At 70.4% G+C, this 16,124-nt stretch carries 15 protein-coding genes; 9 read left to right on the forward strand and 6 right to left on the reverse strand.

The annotated features are described in order from the left end of the window. Nucleotides 1-270 precede the first annotated feature (270 nt). Nucleotides 271-1,227, forward strand: a complete 957-nt coding sequence (locus F0L46_RS06070; RefSeq protein WP_149816159.1) for a 1-phosphofructokinase family hexose kinase — start codon at nucleotides 271-273, stop codon at nucleotides 1,225-1,227. A gap of 210 nt (nucleotides 1,228-1,437) precedes the next feature. On the opposite strand, the gene F0L46_RS06075 is transcribed toward F0L46_RS06070, so the two are convergent. The 3 genes from F0L46_RS06075 to F0L46_RS06085 form a co-directional block, all read right to left on the reverse strand. Further along, nucleotides 1,438-1,725 (reverse strand): acylphosphatase, encoded by a 288-nt coding sequence (locus F0L46_RS06075; RefSeq protein ID WP_149816160.1) that lies wholly within the window; start codon nucleotides 1,723-1,725, stop codon nucleotides 1,438-1,440. Between the two features lie 304 nt (nucleotides 1,726-2,029). After that, nucleotides 2,030-2,530, reverse strand: a complete 501-nt coding sequence (locus F0L46_RS06080) for a gamma-glutamylcyclotransferase (protein WP_149816161.1) — start codon at nucleotides 2,528-2,530, stop codon at nucleotides 2,030-2,032. After that, nucleotides 2,530-3,768 (reverse strand): SAM-dependent methyltransferase, encoded by a 1,239-nt coding sequence (locus F0L46_RS06085; RefSeq protein ID WP_149816162.1) that lies wholly within the window; start codon nucleotides 3,766-3,768, stop codon nucleotides 2,530-2,532. The genes F0L46_RS06080 and F0L46_RS06085 overlap by 1 nt, the downstream gene beginning before the upstream one ends. A 125-nt stretch (nucleotides 3,769-3,893) precedes the next feature. Between F0L46_RS06085 and F0L46_RS06090 the strand changes: the two genes are divergently transcribed. The 6 genes from F0L46_RS06090 to F0L46_RS06120 all read left to right on the forward strand — a co-directional run bounded on the left by F0L46_RS06090 (nucleotide 3,894) and on the right by F0L46_RS06120 (nucleotide 9,253). Next, nucleotides 3,894-4,280 (forward strand): YsnF/AvaK domain-containing protein, encoded by a 387-nt coding sequence (locus F0L46_RS06090; protein WP_149816163.1) that lies wholly within the window; start codon nucleotides 3,894-3,896, stop codon nucleotides 4,278-4,280. 129 nt (nucleotides 4,281-4,409) lie between these two features. Continuing rightward, nucleotides 4,410-4,793, forward strand: coding sequence for a hypothetical protein (locus tag F0L46_RS06095; RefSeq protein ID WP_149816164.1), 384 nt, complete (start codon nucleotides 4,410-4,412; stop codon nucleotides 4,791-4,793). A 45-nt stretch (nucleotides 4,794-4,838) separates the two neighbouring features. Next, a complete protein-coding gene (locus F0L46_RS26790; RefSeq protein WP_240539888.1) occupies nucleotides 4,839-6,020 on the forward strand; it encodes a YsnF/AvaK domain-containing protein in 1,182 nt (393 codons plus the stop codon). Between the two features lie 317 nt (nucleotides 6,021-6,337). Then, a complete protein-coding gene (dctP, locus tag F0L46_RS06110) occupies nucleotides 6,338-7,324 on the forward strand; it encodes a TRAP transporter substrate-binding protein DctP (protein WP_149816165.1) in 987 nt (328 codons plus the stop codon). A gap of 34 nt (nucleotides 7,325-7,358) precedes the next feature. Then, entirely contained in the window at nucleotides 7,359-7,955 is a 597-nt protein-coding gene (locus F0L46_RS06115; RefSeq protein ID WP_149816166.1) for a TRAP transporter small permease, read from the forward strand. Beyond that, entirely contained in the window at nucleotides 7,952-9,253 is a 1,302-nt protein-coding gene (locus F0L46_RS06120) for a TRAP transporter large permease (protein ID WP_149816167.1), read from the forward strand. The genes F0L46_RS06115 and F0L46_RS06120 overlap by 4 nt, the downstream gene beginning before the upstream one ends. On the opposite strand, the gene F0L46_RS06125 is transcribed toward F0L46_RS06120, so the two are convergent. Together F0L46_RS06125 and F0L46_RS06130 are read right to left on the reverse strand one after the other, a co-directional pair. Beyond that, nucleotides 9,250-10,137 carry a hydroxymethylglutaryl-CoA lyase gene (locus F0L46_RS06125; RefSeq protein ID WP_149816168.1) on the reverse strand — a complete coding sequence of 296 codons (888 nt, stop codon included), beginning with the start codon at nucleotides 10,135-10,137 and terminating at the stop codon, nucleotides 9,250-9,252. The genes F0L46_RS06120 and F0L46_RS06125 overlap by 4 nt on opposite strands. Before the next feature lie 13 nt (nucleotides 10,138-10,150). Beyond that, the gene (locus tag F0L46_RS06130; RefSeq protein WP_149816169.1) at nucleotides 10,151-12,154 is read right to left on the reverse strand and encodes an acetyl-CoA carboxylase biotin carboxylase subunit; all 2,004 of its coding nucleotides are present in this window, start codon (nucleotides 12,152-12,154) and stop codon (nucleotides 10,151-10,153) included. Nucleotides 12,155-12,427: 273 nt separating this feature from the next. On the opposite strand from F0L46_RS06130, the gene F0L46_RS06135 reads away from it, so the two are divergent. Together F0L46_RS06135 and F0L46_RS06140 are read left to right on the forward strand one after the other, a co-directional pair. Further along, nucleotides 12,428-13,348 carry a ring-cleaving dioxygenase gene (locus F0L46_RS06135; RefSeq protein ID WP_149816170.1) on the forward strand — a complete coding sequence of 307 codons (921 nt, stop codon included), beginning with the start codon at nucleotides 12,428-12,430 and terminating at the stop codon, nucleotides 13,346-13,348. Between the two features lie 66 nt (nucleotides 13,349-13,414). After that, nucleotides 13,415-14,023: an alpha/beta hydrolase gene (locus tag F0L46_RS06140; protein WP_210247611.1), complete on the forward strand. Its 609-nt coding sequence runs from the start codon at nucleotides 13,415-13,417 to the stop codon at nucleotides 14,021-14,023. A 168-nt stretch (nucleotides 14,024-14,191) separates the two neighbouring features. Here F0L46_RS06140 and F0L46_RS06145 read toward each other — a convergent pair whose 3' ends face one another. Beyond that, nucleotides 14,192-16,096, reverse strand: coding sequence for a TRAP transporter large permease (locus F0L46_RS06145; RefSeq protein ID WP_149816172.1), 1,905 nt, complete (start codon nucleotides 16,094-16,096; stop codon nucleotides 14,192-14,194). Nucleotides 16,097-16,124: the final 28 nt, after the last annotated feature.

The raw sequence follows: 16,124 nt of genomic DNA on the forward strand, positions 1-16,124 counted from the left end.
TCGCATGGTCATGCCAGAATGGACCACAGAGATTGACGCTCTCTGACGCCCGGCGATCACGGTCAACCGATCCGATGCCCCCGGCAGGATTTCACTCCGGCCCATGTTGCACCTTAGACCACATTCCCAATACCGCAGATGAACGAAAGCGGCTCGTAGGATTCGTGCGGATCTCGTTAGGACATGCGGCAAGAAGGTTCGGCGGTCGAGCGAACCCGCCGCGCCCGGCGCCGTTCCCCGGGGCGAAGCGCCGGCTTCTGCGAGGACGCCATGACCCGAATCGCCACCCTGACCCTGAACCCGTCCATCGACGGGGCCAGCGAGGCGGATGCCGTGCGCCCGATCCACAAGGTGCGCACCACGAACGAGCGCTACGATCCGGGCGGCGGCGGAATCAACGTGGCCCGCGTGATCCACGCGCTCGGCGGCGAGGCCACCGCCCTCTATCTCGCGGGCGGCGCCACGGGCGCGGTGCTCGACGAGCTTCTCGAGGGCCGCGGGATCGCGCGCCGGCGCATCGAGATCGCGGACCAGACCCGGGTGAGCCACGCCGTCTTCGAGCGCTCCACGGGCTTCGAGTACCGCTTCACGCCGGAGGGGCCGGAGATCCGCGAATCGGAGTGGCGCGCCTGCCTCACGGCGATCGAGGCGACCCCGTGCGACTATCTCGTGGCGAGCGGCAGCCTGCCGCGCGGGGTGCCGGCGGGCTTCTATGTCGAGGTAGGGCGCATCGCGGCGCGCCGGGGCACGCGCTTCGTCGTCGACACCTCGGGCGAGGCCCTGCGGGCGGTGCTGGCGGAGGGCGGGCTCCACCTCGTGAAGCCGAGCCTCGGCGACCTGGAAAGCGCGGTCGGCCGGCGCCTGCGCGAGCCCGGCGAGGAGGACGCCGCCGCCCTGTCGCTGGTGGAGAGCCGGGCCGCCGAGATCGTCGCCGTCACCATGGGCCACGAGGGCGCCCTGCTCGCGACCCAGGCGGGCGCCCTCTACCTGCCGGCGCCCGACGTGCCGGTGCAGAGCGCGGTGGGCGCGGGCGACAGCTTCCTCGCGGCCCTGGTGCTCCGCCTCTCGCAAGGGCGCCCCCTGGAGGAGGCGTTCCGCTGGGCGGTGGCGGCCGGCACGGCGGCAGTGCTCACCCCGGGGACGGAGCTGTGCCACCGGGCGGACGTGGAGCGGATCTATGGGGCGGTGGCGGCGCCTGTGGCGCGGCCGGTGCAGCGGAGCGCTTGAGCGATTAGGCGAGGGCCCAAGGAGGCCATTCCTTCACCCTCCCCCCTCGTCCTGAGGTGCCCTGCGTAAGCCCGGCCTCGAAGGGCGCTCCAGGGGTCTCCCTCCGGCTCACGCCAGTGGTGCGTGCTTCGAGACGGCCTGCGCCGCAGGCCTCCTCAGCATGAGGGGGTGAAGGTGCCCTGGTTTGGGGTGAGAGAGGGGCAGCCCCCCTCACGCCGTCGGCCGCTCCTCGAAGGCGCCCTCCCCGGCCGAGGCCGGATCGGTGTCGGCGACCTCCATGGAATCGACCCGCGCCATCATCGGCCCCGCCCCGCAGGCCTTGAGCATCATGTCGACGGCGTCCGGCGCGCCCGCGAACACTATCTCGACCCCGCCGTCGCCAAGGTTGCGCACCCAGCCGCTCAAGGACCGAAGCTCCGCCTGATGCCGCGTCCACGCGCGGAACCCGACGCCCTGAACACGGCCGCGAACGATGACGTGGACGGCTTTGGGGGGCATGGGGCCTCCTGAGGGCGGATCACTCGGCGGGGAAGTGTACCACACTCCCCTCTCCCGGATGGGAGAGGGGTCGGGGGCGAGGGTGCACGCCGGGACGGGCGCACCACAGGTCCGTGCTCCCACCGTCATTCCCGGGCTTGTCCTTCGACAGGCTCAGGATGAGGCCGGGGACCCAGGCGCCGAATGGATGGCCGGGTCAAGCCCGGCCATGAAAAGCGAGAGGGATTGGGCGCGAGTTGGTCTGAGCTGGCCACCCTCACCCGCTGGCACCGTGCGCATCCCTCTCCCATCCGGGAGAGGGGAGTCAGCCCCTGGTCAGGCGCACCGTGCTGCCAGGCGCGGCTTGCGTCGGGCGGACTTTCGGACGAGGCGCGTCGCCTCCCGTCTCGCCAGCATAGACCCCCAGCTCGCGCAGGTACTCCGCCGGGAGGCCGATCTCGCGGGCTGCGGCGAGCACGCCCTCCATGTAGCCCGGGCGCGGCGGGCCGGGCTGGTGCGAGCGGGCGATGTAGAGCACCGCCTTGCGGGGGCCTGATTCCGTCAGCACCGGCTGGACGAGCTTGGCGTAGAGGCCCGTGTGCAGGCTCTCGAATCGGTCGAGGGCGGGCATGTCGGCGAGCGCGAGGTCCCACAGAAGGCCCCAGACGGCGCGGCGCGGGTCGCGCGCCACCGTGGCGTAGCCCTCGCTCATGATCATGAAGCGGTGGCGCACGAGGCGGGCGGGGCCGAGGGGCTTCGAGGCGGGGCAGCGGGCCCGCATGGCGGCCCGGTCCATGTTGGCGCCGTAGGCGAAGTAGAGCGGCATCAGTACCCGATCTCCCGCTCCCGCTCGATCAGCGCCCTTTCGTTGTCGGTGATGAAGTCGCGGATCACCGGCACCGCGTCGCGGGTCTCGGCGAGGAGAAGCTGGAAGACCATGTTCGAGCCGTGCAGGAAGCCGAGCTCGACGGCCACGAGGTAGAACTCCCACATCCGGGCGAAGCGCTCGCCCATCTGCTCCACCACCTCGGCCCGGCGCGCCATGAAGCGCTCGCGCCAGTGCTTGATCGTCCAATAATAGTGGAGCCGCAGGATCTCGCAGTCCGCCACCCACACCCCCGTGCGCTCGGTGGAGGCGAACACCTCCGAGAGGGCCGGCACGTAGCCGCCCGGGAAGATGTACTTGCGGATGAAGGGCGCCGTGGAGCCGGGGGGCGACATGCGGCCGATCGCGTGGATCATGGCGAAGCCGCCGGGCTTCAGGAGCCGCTTCACGGAGCGGAAATACTCGTCGAAATAGGCGACGCCCACATGCTCCATCATGCCCACCGACACGACCCGGTCGAAGGTTCCCTTGAGCTCGCGATAGTCCTGCTCGACGAAGGTGATGCCGCCCGTGGCCCCCGCCTCCTCGGCCTTGCGCCGGGAGGCCGCGAGCTGCTCCGGCGACACGTTGATCGCGGTCACGTGCACGCCGCACACCTTGGCGAGGTAGATGGCGAGCCCGCCCCAGCCTGAGCCGATCTCGGCCACGCTCATCCCGGGCTTGAGGTCGAGCTTCGCCGCGATGTGGCGGAACTTCGCGACCTGGGCGTCCTCCAGGCTCTGGTCCGGCGTCTGGAAGTAGGCGCAGGAATAGGCCATCCGCTCGTCGAGCCACAGGGCGTAGAACGAGCCCGGATGGTCGTAGTGCCCGCGCACGTTCTCGGCGGCCTTGCCCAAGGGGTTCGCCTGGTGCAGGCGGCGCATGGAGCGCCAGGCCTGGCGGAGCGCCGCCTGGACCGGGTGGGAGCCCAGCCCCTTGCGGTTCACGGAGAACAGCTGGAGCAGGTCGTAGACCGTGGAGCCCTCCTCGAAGCTGAGGCGGCCGTCCATGTAGGCCTCCGCCGTCTTGAGCTCCGGGTTGAGGAAGATCTCCCGCTCCACCTTGTCGTCGGCGAGCCGCATCGTCACGAGCGGCCCGTCCTGCCCCGACCCGAAGGACTGAACCGATCCGTCGTGGTCGATCACGGTGAGCCGGCCATTGGAGACGAAGCGGCGCAGGAGGTGGGGCAGAAGGATCATGAGGGGTCCCTTGTGGCGGCGGGACGATGGAGGCAACCGCCCCCGATAGGCAAGCCGAAATCCGCCGCCCGCCGGAACCATCGCCCGGACCGGCTTTTATCCCCCTTGCGAACCGGAGACCCGCCATGGCTCGAGACGACGACAAGCCCGACGAGATCGTCGAGCGCATCCCCATCGTCGAGGAGCGCGCGACCATCGGGAAGCGCGCCGTCGAGGGCGGGCGCGTGCGGGTCCATTCCCGGGTGGAGGAGCGCCAGGAGCTCCTGCGCGAGACCCTGTCTCACGAGGAGGTCACCGTCGAGCGCGTGCCGATCGACCGGGAGGTCACCGAGGCGCCGGCGATCCGCGAGGAGAATGGGGTCACGATCGTGCCCGTCGTCGAGGAGATCCTCGTGGTGGAGCGGCGCCTTCGCCTGAAGGAAGAGCTTCACATCAAGAAGGTGCAGCGCACCGAGGAGGTCGAGGTTCCGGTCACGGTTCGCTCGACCCGCGCCACGGTCGAGCGCGAGTAAAGGCCAAGCTTCCGCGCCCGAGCTTCGTGTCAGGACAGAATACCGCACCTTTTCCTATGATCGTGGGAACAGATGGTCGCGCAAGTCTTTGTCTGAGCGGGTTCCCCATTGCTTAAGGAGGCACAACCGATGCAGCGTAGCATCTTGACGCTTGCCGCTCTCGCGGCTCTCGCCGTTCCGGCTCTCGCTCAGACCACCGTCACCGGCCAGCCGGCCCAGCCCGGCAACAACTCGGCGCAGCAGCAGGGCCAGTCGGCCGTCAGCCGCCCGAACACCGACGCCATGCCCCAGGGCGGGACCACCGGGTCCGTGAACATGAACGCCAAGCTCGAGCCTGGCGCGAACAGCTTCACCGAGGGCCAGGTCCGCTCGCGCCTCCAGGAGGCCGGGTTCAAGGACATCCAGGGCCTGCAGAAGGGCGAGAACGGCATCTGGCGCGCCCAGGTCCAGCACATGGGTCAGCAGATGACCGTGGGCCTGGACTACAAGGGCAACGTCGGAATGGTCCAGTAAGGCGTCGCCTCCGCACTCAATTCCCATTCCCGAAAGGACTTTCCGATGAAAACCGTTACCGCTCTCTTCGACCGCTACCAGGACGCCGCCGAGGCCGTACGCCGCATCGAGGCGCTGGGCGTTCCGCATGACCACGTGAGCATCGTCTCCAACGACGAGTCCCACAAGGAGCACTACGGCAAGGACCACGACACCGACGGCGCGGGCGCCGGCACGGGCGCGACGCTCGGCACGGTGCTCGGCGGCGGCGCCGGCCTTCTCGCCGGCCTCGGCGTGATGGCGATCCCGGGCGTCGGCCCGGTCGTGGCGGCCGGCTGGCTCGTCTCCACCCTCGTCGGCGCGGGCGCCGGTGCGGCGGTCGGCGGCCTCGTGGGCTCGCTCACCGATGCCGGCCTCTCGCACGAGGACGCCCATGCCTATGCCGAGGGCGTCCGCCGCGGCGGCACGCTCGTCTCGGTGCGCACCGAGGACGCCATGGCGACCCGCGTCGCCGACATCCTCGACGACGAGGGCACCGTCGACATGGACCGCCGCGAGACCGAGTGGCGCTCGTCCGGCTGGTCCGGCCAGTTCACCCACGCCGACGCCGACCGGACCAAGACCGGCATGGGCACCTCCGGCATGGGCCTGACGGGCACCACCACGGATCGCGGCACGGCGTCGGGCACCAGCGGCTCGGGGCTCGGCGGCGCGGTCGCCTCGGCGGCGTCCCGCATGATGGGCGGCTCCTCCGACACCGCCCGCTCGACCACCGGCACCACCGCCGGCATGGGCGCCACGGGGGCCCGCACGGGCATGACCGGCAACGAGGAGCACATCCCGATCGTCGAGGAGGAGCTCCATGTCGGCAAGCGTGAGGTCAACCGCGGCCGCGTGCGCGTCCACTCGCACGTGATCGAGCGTCCGGTCGAGGAGCAGGTCCGCCTGCGCCAGGAGCACGTGGACGTCGAGCGCCGTCCCGTGAACCGTCCGATCACCGGCGAGGAGAACTTGTTCCAGGATCGCACCATCGAGGCGACGGAGCGCAACGAGCAGGCCGTGGTCTCCAAGGAGGCCCGGGTCGTCGAGGAGGTCGTGGTCCGCAAGAACGCGACCGAGGAGGTCCAGAACGTGCGCGACACGGTCCGCCGCACCGAGGTCGAGGTCGACCGCGACGCGGATGCCGACCGCACCGGCACGACGGGCACCACGGGCACGTCCGGCACCACCCGCCGCGACGGCTTCTAAGCCCTCATCCATCTGACTTGACGCGAGCGCCGGCCCCCAGGGCCGGCGCTTTCTTGCGTTCAGGGGGCCGCCGCCGCTTGCTTGACACCCCCAGGGCCTGGCGCCACGGTACACGAAAGAGCCGGCTCCGCCGGCCGCATCAGGGACGGGATCATGCAGCCGGGGGACGGGGATCAGCGCCTTGAGGCCATGCCCGTGCCGCCGGCCGTCTCCCGCACCCGGATCTACAGGATCCCGAGCCGACCGGATCCGGCGTGCCACGCCCCGCGAGCGCGTGGCACGACCCCAATGATCGGCACCCACAAGGAGGACCCCGCATGACGCCGTTCCGCCGCCTCGGCCTCGCCGCCCTGGCCATCGCGCTGACGACCACCCTTGCCCAGGCCCAGAGCGTGATGCGCCTGAGCCATCCGGTCCCCACGGGCCACCACATCCACAAGCTCCTCGAGGGCTTCGCCGCGGACGTGAAGGGGGCGACGAACGGCGCCGTCGAGGTGCAGATCTTCCCCGCCGAGCAGGCCGCCAAAGCGAACGAGAACCACCCGTCCGTGGCCCGCGGCGGCATCGAGGCGGCCTCCTCGACGAACTTCCAGTGGGGCAACACCATCCCGGAGATGAACGTCACCGTCATCCCGTACTACTTCACGGACCTGAAGAAGATCCGGAACTGGTTCGACAGCCCCGCGGCGAAGCTCCTGGAGGCGAAGCTGGAGCAGCGCGGCGTGAAGAACATCATGTGGCTCTACACCACGCGCTCCACGGTGTTCACGGCCAACAAGCCGCTGCTGAAGCCCGACGACTTCAAGGGCGTGAAGATCCGCGGCCTCAACCGCCTCGCCGACACGGCGCTGACCGCCATCGGCGCCGCGCCTTCCGCCATGGCGGCGCCGGAGGTCTACCAGGCCCTGCAATCGGGGGTGCTCGACGCGGCGCTCACCGACGTCTCGGCGGGCGTGAGCCGCCGCTTCTTCGAGGTGCAGAAGTTCGGCACCGTGACGCCCTATTTCATGGTCTGGTACCACGTCTACGTGAACCCGGCCTGGTGGAACAAGCTCTCGCCCGAGCACCGCGAGGCGGTCCAGAAGGCCGCCCGCAAGACCGAGCTCGCCGCCTTCGACCTGACGGAAGCCACCGCCGCCGCGGCCGTGGACGAGCTCAAGAAGCGGGGCATGAACCTGCACGTGAACTCCGCGGCCGACGACGAGACGTGGAAGAAGTCCATGCAGAAGCCCGTCCTCGACGAGTTCCTGAAGGCCGCGCCCAGCGACGGCCAGAAGCTCCTCGACGCCATCGACAAGCTCTGATCCGGCTCGCCGCCGGCAGCCTGGGGGACAGCCCATGCAAGACCAGCCCGGCGGCGGCAACGCCGCCGCTCCCGCGGACGCCGAGCGCCCCGCCGCGCGCGTCCTGCGGGTGATCGAAGGGGCGGTCTCCCTGCTGACCCGGGGGGCGCTCGCGCTCTCGGGCGGTCTCCTCCTCGCGATCCTGGGGCTCATCGCCTATTCGGTGATCTGGCGCTACCTCTTCAACGCGCCCAAGCCCTGGGTCGACGAGGTGGCGGGCTGGCTTCTCGTGGCGTCGGTGATGCTGGCGTTGCCGGAGGTGCAGCGGCGCAACGACCACATCGGCATCGACTTCCTCCACCAGCGGCTGCGCGACAGGCCCGCCGCGCGCCTCGTCCTCGGCTTCGGCGTCTTCACCGTGCTCGTCTCCAGCGCCATCCTCGTGCGCGAGGGGGTCACGATGGTCGAGTTCACGCAGATGCTCGGCATCCTCTCCAACCAGATCCCGGAGGTGCCGCTCTGGGCCGTCCAGGCCTTCGTGCCCCTGGGCTTCGGCCTCATGGCCCTTGTGGCGCTGGTGCAGCTCGCCTGCCTGTCGCTCGGCATCCTGCCGCATGCCATGCGCGATTCGCTCCATGGAGAGGTCGCGTGACCTTCCTCATCGTGCTCGCGGCGCTCATCGCCGTCCTGTTCCTCGGCATGCCGATGTTCGCGGGCATGTTCGTGTTCTCGGTCGCCATCATGGCGGTGGCGAAGGGCACGCTCGGCGCCATGGGCGAGTTCGTGTTCGGAAACGTAAACTCGTACCTGCTCGTCGCCATCCCGCTCTTCATGCTCATGGCGGAGTTCATGGTGCGGGGGAAGGTCGTGGACGACCTCTACGACTGCGCCCACACCCTGGTGCGGCACCTGCCGGGGGGCCTCGCCATCGCGACCGTGGGCGCCTGCGCGATCTTCGCCGCGATCTCGGGCTCGAGCGTCGCCACCGCGCTCACCATCGGCTCCATCGCGATCCCGCAGATGCTGCGCTACAATTACAGCCGCAGCACCACCTTCGGCACCGTGGCGGCGGGGGGCACGCTCGGCATCCTGATCCCGCCCTCGCTCCCCATGGTGCTCTACGCCTTCGTGGCCGAGACCTCCATCGGCGCCCTGTTCATGGCGGGCGTGCTGCCGGGCCTGATGCTCGCCGCGATGTTCGCTGGCTATGCCGTGATCGTCGAGACGCGGCACGAGCGCACCCTCGGCCCCGCCTATGCCCGCCCCGTCCGCGCCACGGGGCCTGAGATCCTCTCGGCGTTGCGCCGCTCGGCCTGGGCCCTCACCCTGCCGCCCTTCGTGCTCGGGGGCATGTATTTCGGGATCTTCACCGCCACCGAAGCCGCCGCCATGGGGGCGCTCTACGCGCTCTTCGTGGGCGGGGTCGTCTATCGCAACCTCACGCCGGCGGTCCTGTGGGACTGCGTGCTCAACGCCTGCCGCACGAGCGCGATGCTGCTCCTCATCGTGATCGGCGCGGGCGTCTTCGGGCACATGCTGACGCTCCTGCGCATCCCGCAGGCGGTGGTGGAGCTCGTCACGCAATACGACGTGTCGGTCTACACCTTCCTCGCCGCCGTGATGGTGATCCTGATCCTGCTCGGCCTCGTGCTGGAATCGCTCTCGATCATCCTCATCACGACGCCGATCCTCGTCCCCGTGCTGGCGCATCTCGGCATCGACAAGGTCTGGTACGGGGTGCTTCTCACCATCACCCTGGAGATGGCGCTGATCTCGCCGCCGGTCGCCCTGAACCTCGTGGTGATCAAGTCGCTCACCAAGGCGCCGAGCCTGGAGATCGACAAGGCGGCGGTGCCCTACATGATCCTGATGCTGCTCGCGATCGTGATCCTGATCGCCGTCCCCGGCATCGCCCTGTGGCTGCCGCGCACCATGAACCTGGTGGACTAGGAGGCGGGGAGCGGCGGCACCCGGGCCGGCGCCCCGAAGGTCGCCGCGATCCGCCCGGCCCCGGCGAGCGCCGCCGCGTCGAGCCCCGTGGCGATTCCGCGTGCCTCGAACAAAGCCGCCACGGCCTCCGTCGAGACGTTGCCCGCAGCTCCCGGCGCATAGGGGCAGCCGCCGAGACCCGCGAGCGCCCCGTCGAACACCCGGCATCCGGCCTCGTAGGCCGCCTCGATATTGGCGAGCCCCCGCCCGAGCGTGTCGTGTGCATGGAAGCCGAAGACGAGCCCCGGATAGCGCGCGGCCGCCGCGCCGAACAGGGCGCGGGCCTCGTCGGGAACGGCGTGGCCGATCGTGTCGGCGAGCACCGCCTCGCGCAGCGCCCCGCTCTCCGCCGCGCGGTCGAGGATGCGGAACACGGCCTCGTGCGGGGTCGGGCCGTCGAAGGCGCAGTGGAAGGCGGTGGCGATCGCGAGGCGCAGATGCACGCCGTCCGCCCGCGCATCCGCCAAGACGGGCATCAGCTCGGCGAGCGAAGCCTCGACGGTGCGGCGAAGATTGGCGCCGTTGTGCCCCTCCGAAGCCGACACAACCCAGACCACCTCCGGCGCGCCCGCCGCGAGGGCGAGGTCGAAGCCCCTGCGGTTGGGCACCAGCACCGAGGGGCGCAAGGCCGGTCGGGCTGTCGCCGCCGCGAGCACATCCGCGGTGTCGGCGAAGCCCGGCATCAGGCGCGGGCTGACGAAGGAGCCCACCTCCAGGCGCCGCACGCCCGCGGCCTCGGCGGCGTCGAGCAGCGCGAGCTTGCGGTCGAGCGGCACGGGCGCGGCGAGAAGCTGCAATCCGTCGCGGAGCGTAACGTCCAGGATCTCGACGGCGGGCCCGGTCATGGGCGGGCGCGCGTCAGGCGAATTCGAGGATGACGGCGTCGACGGCGAGGCTGTCGCCCTCCTTGGCGTGGATCTTCGACACCGTGCCGTCGCGCTCGGCGCGCAGCAGGTTCTCCATCTTCATCGCCTCGACCACCGCCAGCGGCTCGCCCGCCTTGACCTCCTGGCCCTCCGCCACGGCGATGGACTTCACGAGGCCCGGCATGGGGCAGAGGAGCTGCTTGCCGGTGTCGGCCGCGACCTTCTCGGGCATCAGCGCCGCAAGCTCCGCCTCGCGCCGCGTATAGACCCGGGCCATGGCGCCCGCGCCCGCATGGGAGAGCGAGAAGCCGTTGAGGATCGGGCGCACCTGCACGGCGATCGCGGCACCGCCCACCGTGCCGGTCCAGACCGGGTTGCCAGGCCGCCACGCGCTCTCGACCGGCCACGCGGTGCCGTCCTCGAAGGCCACCGCGATCCCGCCGTCCACGTCCTCCACGGTTACGTCGTAACGGTCGGCGCCGAGCATCACGGCGCGCTGGCGGTCGAAGCGCACGGGCATGCCCGGGCGCATCTGGCCCGAGATGCGGCGCTTGCGCTCGTTGTGGTGATGGTCCACCGCCGCCGCGACCGCCGCCATGCGCCGCGCGATCTCGCCGGCGGGCGCCGGCGCGTGGAAGCCCTCCGGGAACTCCTCGGCGATGAAGCCCGTGGAGAGGCGCCCCTCACGCCAGCGCGGATGCGCCATGAGGGCGGCGAGGAAAGGTATGTTGTGGCGGATGCCGTCGATGGCGAAGGCGTCGAGCGCCCGCCCTTGCGCCTCGATCGCCGCCTCGCGGGTCGGCGCGTGGGTGACGAGCTTGGCGATCATCGGGTCGTAATAGATCGAGATCTCGCCGCCCTCGCCCACGCCCGTGTCGTTGCGCACCGTGACCCCGCCCTGCGTGCCTTCCGCCGGCGCGCGGTAGGTGACGAGGCGGCCCGTGGAGGGCAGGAAGTTGCGGGTCGGGTCCTCGGCATAGATGCGGCTTTCCACCGACCAGCCGTCGAGCCGCACGTCCGCCTGCGCCAGCCGGAGCCGCTCGCCCGCCGCGACCCGGATCATCTCCTCCACGAGGTCGATGCCCGTGATCATCTCCGTGACCGGGTGCTCCACCTGGAGGCGGGTGTTCATCTCGAGGAAGTAGAAGGAGCGGTCCTGGCCCGCCACGAACTCGACCGTGCCGGCCGAATCGTAGCCCACGGCCTTCGCCAGCGCGACCGCCTGCTCGCCCATGGCTCGCCGGGTCGCCTCGTCGAGGAGGGGGCTTGGCGCCTCCTCGATCACCTTCTGGTTACGGCGCTGGATCGAGCACTCGCGCTCGCCGAGATAGATCACGTTGCCGTGCTTGTCGCCGAGCACCTGGATCTCGATGTGGCGCGGGTCGGTGATGAACTTCTCGATGAAGACCCGGTCGTCGCCGAACGAGCTCGCGGCTTCCGATTTCGCGCGGGCGAAGCCCTCCGCCACCTCGTCGGCCGACATGGCGATGCGCATGCCCTTGCCGCCGCCGCCCGCCGAGGCCTTGATCATCACGGGGTAGCCGATGTCGTCGGCGATGCGGACCGCGTGCTCGGGGCTGTCGATCACGCCGAGGAAGCCCGGTACCGTCGAGACGTTCGCGGCGGCCGCCGCCTTCTTCGACTCGATCTTGTCGCCCATGGCCGCGATGGCGTGCGGGTTGGGACCGATGAAGGTGATGCCGGCCTCGGCCAGCGCCTTCGGGAAGGCCTCGCGCTCGGAGAGGAAGCCGTAGCCCGGATGCACGGCTTGCGCCCCAGTCTTGCGGCAGGCCTCCACGATCCGCTCGATCACGAGATAGGACTGCGCCGCGGTCGCGGGGCCGATATGCACCGCCTCGTCCGCCATCTCGACATGGAGCGCGTCGCGGTCGGCGTCGGAATAGACCGCCACCGTCCTGATGCCCATCCGCCGCGCGGTCTTGATGACGCGGCAGGCGATCTCGCCACGATTGGCGATGAGGATCTTGTCGAACATGGAGCCCTGCTGGCGAGGCGAACGTAAGGGGACGGCCACGGTACTTAGCCGAGCCCTTCCCCGGCGACAACCGAACGGCATGTGGAATGGCGGGGATGCCGGATGGGCAGCGCCGCCGGGCTCTGGCGGCGCTCGTGGAACCGCCGGAGCAGCCATGCAACGAACAAGACCAGACCGTGACGATAGCTTGCAGCGATGCAAACCGTGCTTTCTCGACTTCCGTCCCCCGCCGGCCCTCCCATCTGAGCCGTAGTCGCTCTCAGGAGACCAGCCATGCCCCGCCTTCCCGGCATCCACCACGTCACCGCCATCGCCTCCGACCCCAAGCGGAATCTCGACTTCTACACCCGCACCCTCGGCCTGAGGCTCGTGAAGAAGACCGTGAACTTCGACGATCCGAGCGCCTACCACTTCTATTACGGCGACGAGGCGGGGCAGCCCGGCACGATCCTCACGTTCTTCCCCTGGCCCGGCGCCCGGCAGGGGCGGAACGGCCTCGGCTTCACGCACGAGACCGTGTTCCGCGTGCCCGAGAGCGCGCTGGCGTTCTGGACCGGCCGCCTCGTCGAGCACGGCGTGGCGCACGACGCCTCCGAGCAGCGCTTCGGCCGCAAGGTTCTGCCGTTCCAGGACCCCGACGGCCTGCGGCTCGCGATCGTCGGCGTTCCGGAAGCGGGTGCGCAGCCGGGCCGGGCCGCGGGCGACATCCCGGCGGAGGCCGCCATCCGCGGCTTCGACGGCGTGACGTTGCTCGTCGGCGAGGAGGCTCCCACGGCCGCCGTGCTCACCGAGGCCATGGGCTTCACGCCCGCCGGCCGCGACGGCGCCCTCGCGCGCTTCACCTCGCCGGGCGGGACCGTGGACCTGCGGGTCGCGCCAGGCTTCCCGCGCGGGGCGTCGGGGGCGGGCACCGTCCACCACGTGGCCTTCCGCGCCGGCGACGACGCGGAGCAGGCCGCCATGGGCGAACGGCTCGCGGCGCTCGGCCTCCAGGCCACGGAGCAGAAGGACCGGACCTATTTCCGGTCGATCTATGCCCGCGAGCCCGGCGGCGTGCTGTTCGAGATCGCCACCGACGTTCCGGGCTTCGCCGTTGACGAGGCTTTGGGCGCACTCGGCACCATGCTCAAGCTCCCGCCCCAGTACGAGGCGCATCGCGCCATGATCGAGGCCGCTCTTCCGGCCCTGGACTGACGCCACGACGCGCGGGCTCCCCGGCCCGCGCGTCCTCCCCTGCCCTCCCCAATCCGCGAGGCCATGATGACCGAGCTCTCCCATATCCACCGCTTCGAGCCCGCCGCCGACTCCGCCCGGCCCCCGCTCCTGCTCCTTCATGGCACGGGCGGTGACGAGAGCGATCTGCTGGCGCTCGGGCGCACCGTCGCGCCGGGCGCCGCCCTGCTGTCGCCGCGCGGACGGGTGCTGGAGAACGGCATGCCGCGCTTCTTCCGGCGCTTCGCGGAGGGGCGCTTCGACGAGGCGGACGTGATCGCGCGCGCCGCCGAGCTCGCGGGCTTCATCGCTGAGGCGCGCGAGGCCTATGGTCTCGCGGCCCCGGTGGCGCTGGGCTACTCGAACGGCGCCAACATCGCGGCGGCCCTGCTGCTGCTCCACCCGGAGGCGCTCGCGGGTGCGGTGCTGCTGCGGCCGATGACGCCCCTGTCGCGCCCGCCCGCCGCGGATCTCGCCGGCACACCCGTGCTGCTGGTGTCGGGCGCCATGGACCCGATCGCGACGCCTGCCAGCGTCGCGCCCCTCGTCGAGACGCTGCGCGCGAGCGGCGCGGCGGTGCGCCACGAGACGCTGCCGGCGGGGCACGGCCTGACCTCGGCCGATCTCAAGCTGGCGGGCGAGGCGCTGGCGGGCTGAGGCGCTCCGGAGATCGCCGGACAGCTGTCGAGGCGTGGTGGGTGCCCCGAGACGCCCGCCTGCGGCGGGCTCCTCAGCGTGAGGCGCCTGGAGAGCACGCCCCGGCTCCTGAAAAAGGATCGGCCCTCCCCTCTGGTCGAGGTGGAGGGCCGATGCGTGTCGCGAGGCCTACTGGATCTTCGGCGGGCCGAGGTCGAGGGCCGGAAGCCCCGGGAGGCCGCCGCCTCCGCCGCCCGGCGCATCGAGCCCCGGGATGCTCAGGTTGTCGAGCTGGCGCTGCACCGCGGCCGGGTCGACCTGAGTCGCCGACGACTTGTAGTGCATCACCATGCCCGGGAAGATGATCACGAGCGCCACCATGATGCACTGGATCACCACGAAGGGGATGGCACCGTAGTAGATCTGGCCCGTGGTCACAGGATCCATGCGCCGCCCCGTCACCCGGTCGATATAGGGCTCCTTCGGCGCCACGGAGCGCAGGTAGAACAGGGCGAAGCCGAAGGGCGGGTGCATGAAGCTCGTCTGCATGTTCACGCCCAGGATGACGCCGAACCAGATGAGGTCGATGCCGAGCTTCTCCGCCGCCGGCCCGAGCAGCGGGATGATGATGAAGGCGAGCTCGAAGAAGTCGAGGAAGAACGCCAGCAGGAACACCATCACGTTCACGACGATCAGGAAGCCCGTCGAGCCGCCCGGGAGCGAGGTGAGGAGGTGCTCCACCCAGACGTGCCCGTTCACGCCGTAGAAGGTGAGAGAGAACACGCGGGCGCCGATGAGGATGAAGAGCACGAAGGCGGAGAGCTTCGCCGTCGCCTCGGTGGCCTGGCGCACGAGGTTGAAGTTGAAGCGCTTCGGGTTGTTGTCGAGGACGCGCTTGATCGCGGCCAGGATGATGGCGCCGAGGGCCCCCATGGCGCCGCCCTCCGTCGGCGTCGCGACGCCGATGAAGATCGTGCCGAGCACGAGGAAGATGAGCAGGAGCGGCGGCACCATGACGAAGGTGACCTGCTCGGCCATTTGCGACATGAGGCGAAGGCCCGAGAAGCGCTCCACGAGGCCGACCACCAGGGCATAGGCCGCCGCCGCGGCGAGCATCTCGACGAGCACGAGCCAGGTGACGCCGGCTCCCCGCCCGAGCAGGTAGATGTAGAGGCCGACGAGCGCCGCGAGGATCACGCCCGAGACGATCACGCGCCGGGCGCCGAGGAAGCGGTTCATCAGGGCGCAGAACAGCGCAACCACGACCGCGACCGAGATGAGCAGGATCACGAAATCCGCGCCGGCGCGGATGCCGGTCTGCAGCATCACGTAATAGCCCACCAGCCCCGAGAAGAGGGCGAGCACGCCGAGCTGCCAGACGCCACGGGCGCCGTTGGGCTCGCGGAAGCCGATGTCCTCCTTCGGCAGGCCGGGGCCCGCGTCCTTGAAGATCATCGTGGTGAGGAAGACGTAGCCCGAATAGAGCGCGGTGAGCACGAGGCCGGGAATGAAGGCGCCCTCGTACATGTCGCCCACCGAGCGGCCGAGCTGGTCGGCGAGCACGATGAGGACGAGGGAGGGCGGGATGATCTGGGCGAGCGTGCCCGACGCCGCGATCACGCCAGAGGCGAGGCGCCGGTCGTAGCCGTAGCGCAGCATGATGGGCAGCGAGATGAGGCCCATGGAGATCACGGAGGCCGCGACCACGCCCGTGGTGGCGGCGAGCAGCGCGCCCACGAAGATCACCGCGTAGGCGAGACCGCCGCGCAGGGTGCCGAAGAGCTGCCCGATCGTGTCGAGGAGGTCCTCGGCCATGCCGGAGCGTTCGAGCACCAATCCCATGAAGGTGAAGAACGGGATCGCGAGCAGCGTCTCGTTCGCCATCGTGTTGTAGATGCGTTCGGGCAAGGCCTGGAGCAGGGGCCAGGAGAGCGTGATGGAGCCCCCCGAGAGCGGCGCGAGCTCGACGGCGATGACGAAGAACAGCAGGCCGTTCGCGGCGAGCGCGAACGCGACGGGGTATCCCAGGAGCAGGAACACCACGAGCGCCGCGAACATGATCGGCGCCATGTTCTGGGCGAGGAAAGCAGCCATGGGAGAGGGGCTCCGGAGAGGGACCGCT

This window comes from Salinarimonas soli, assembly GCF_008386575.1.
In the GTDB taxonomy this organism is placed as follows: Bacteria; Pseudomonadota; Alphaproteobacteria; order Rhizobiales; family Beijerinckiaceae; genus Salinarimonas_A; species Salinarimonas_A soli.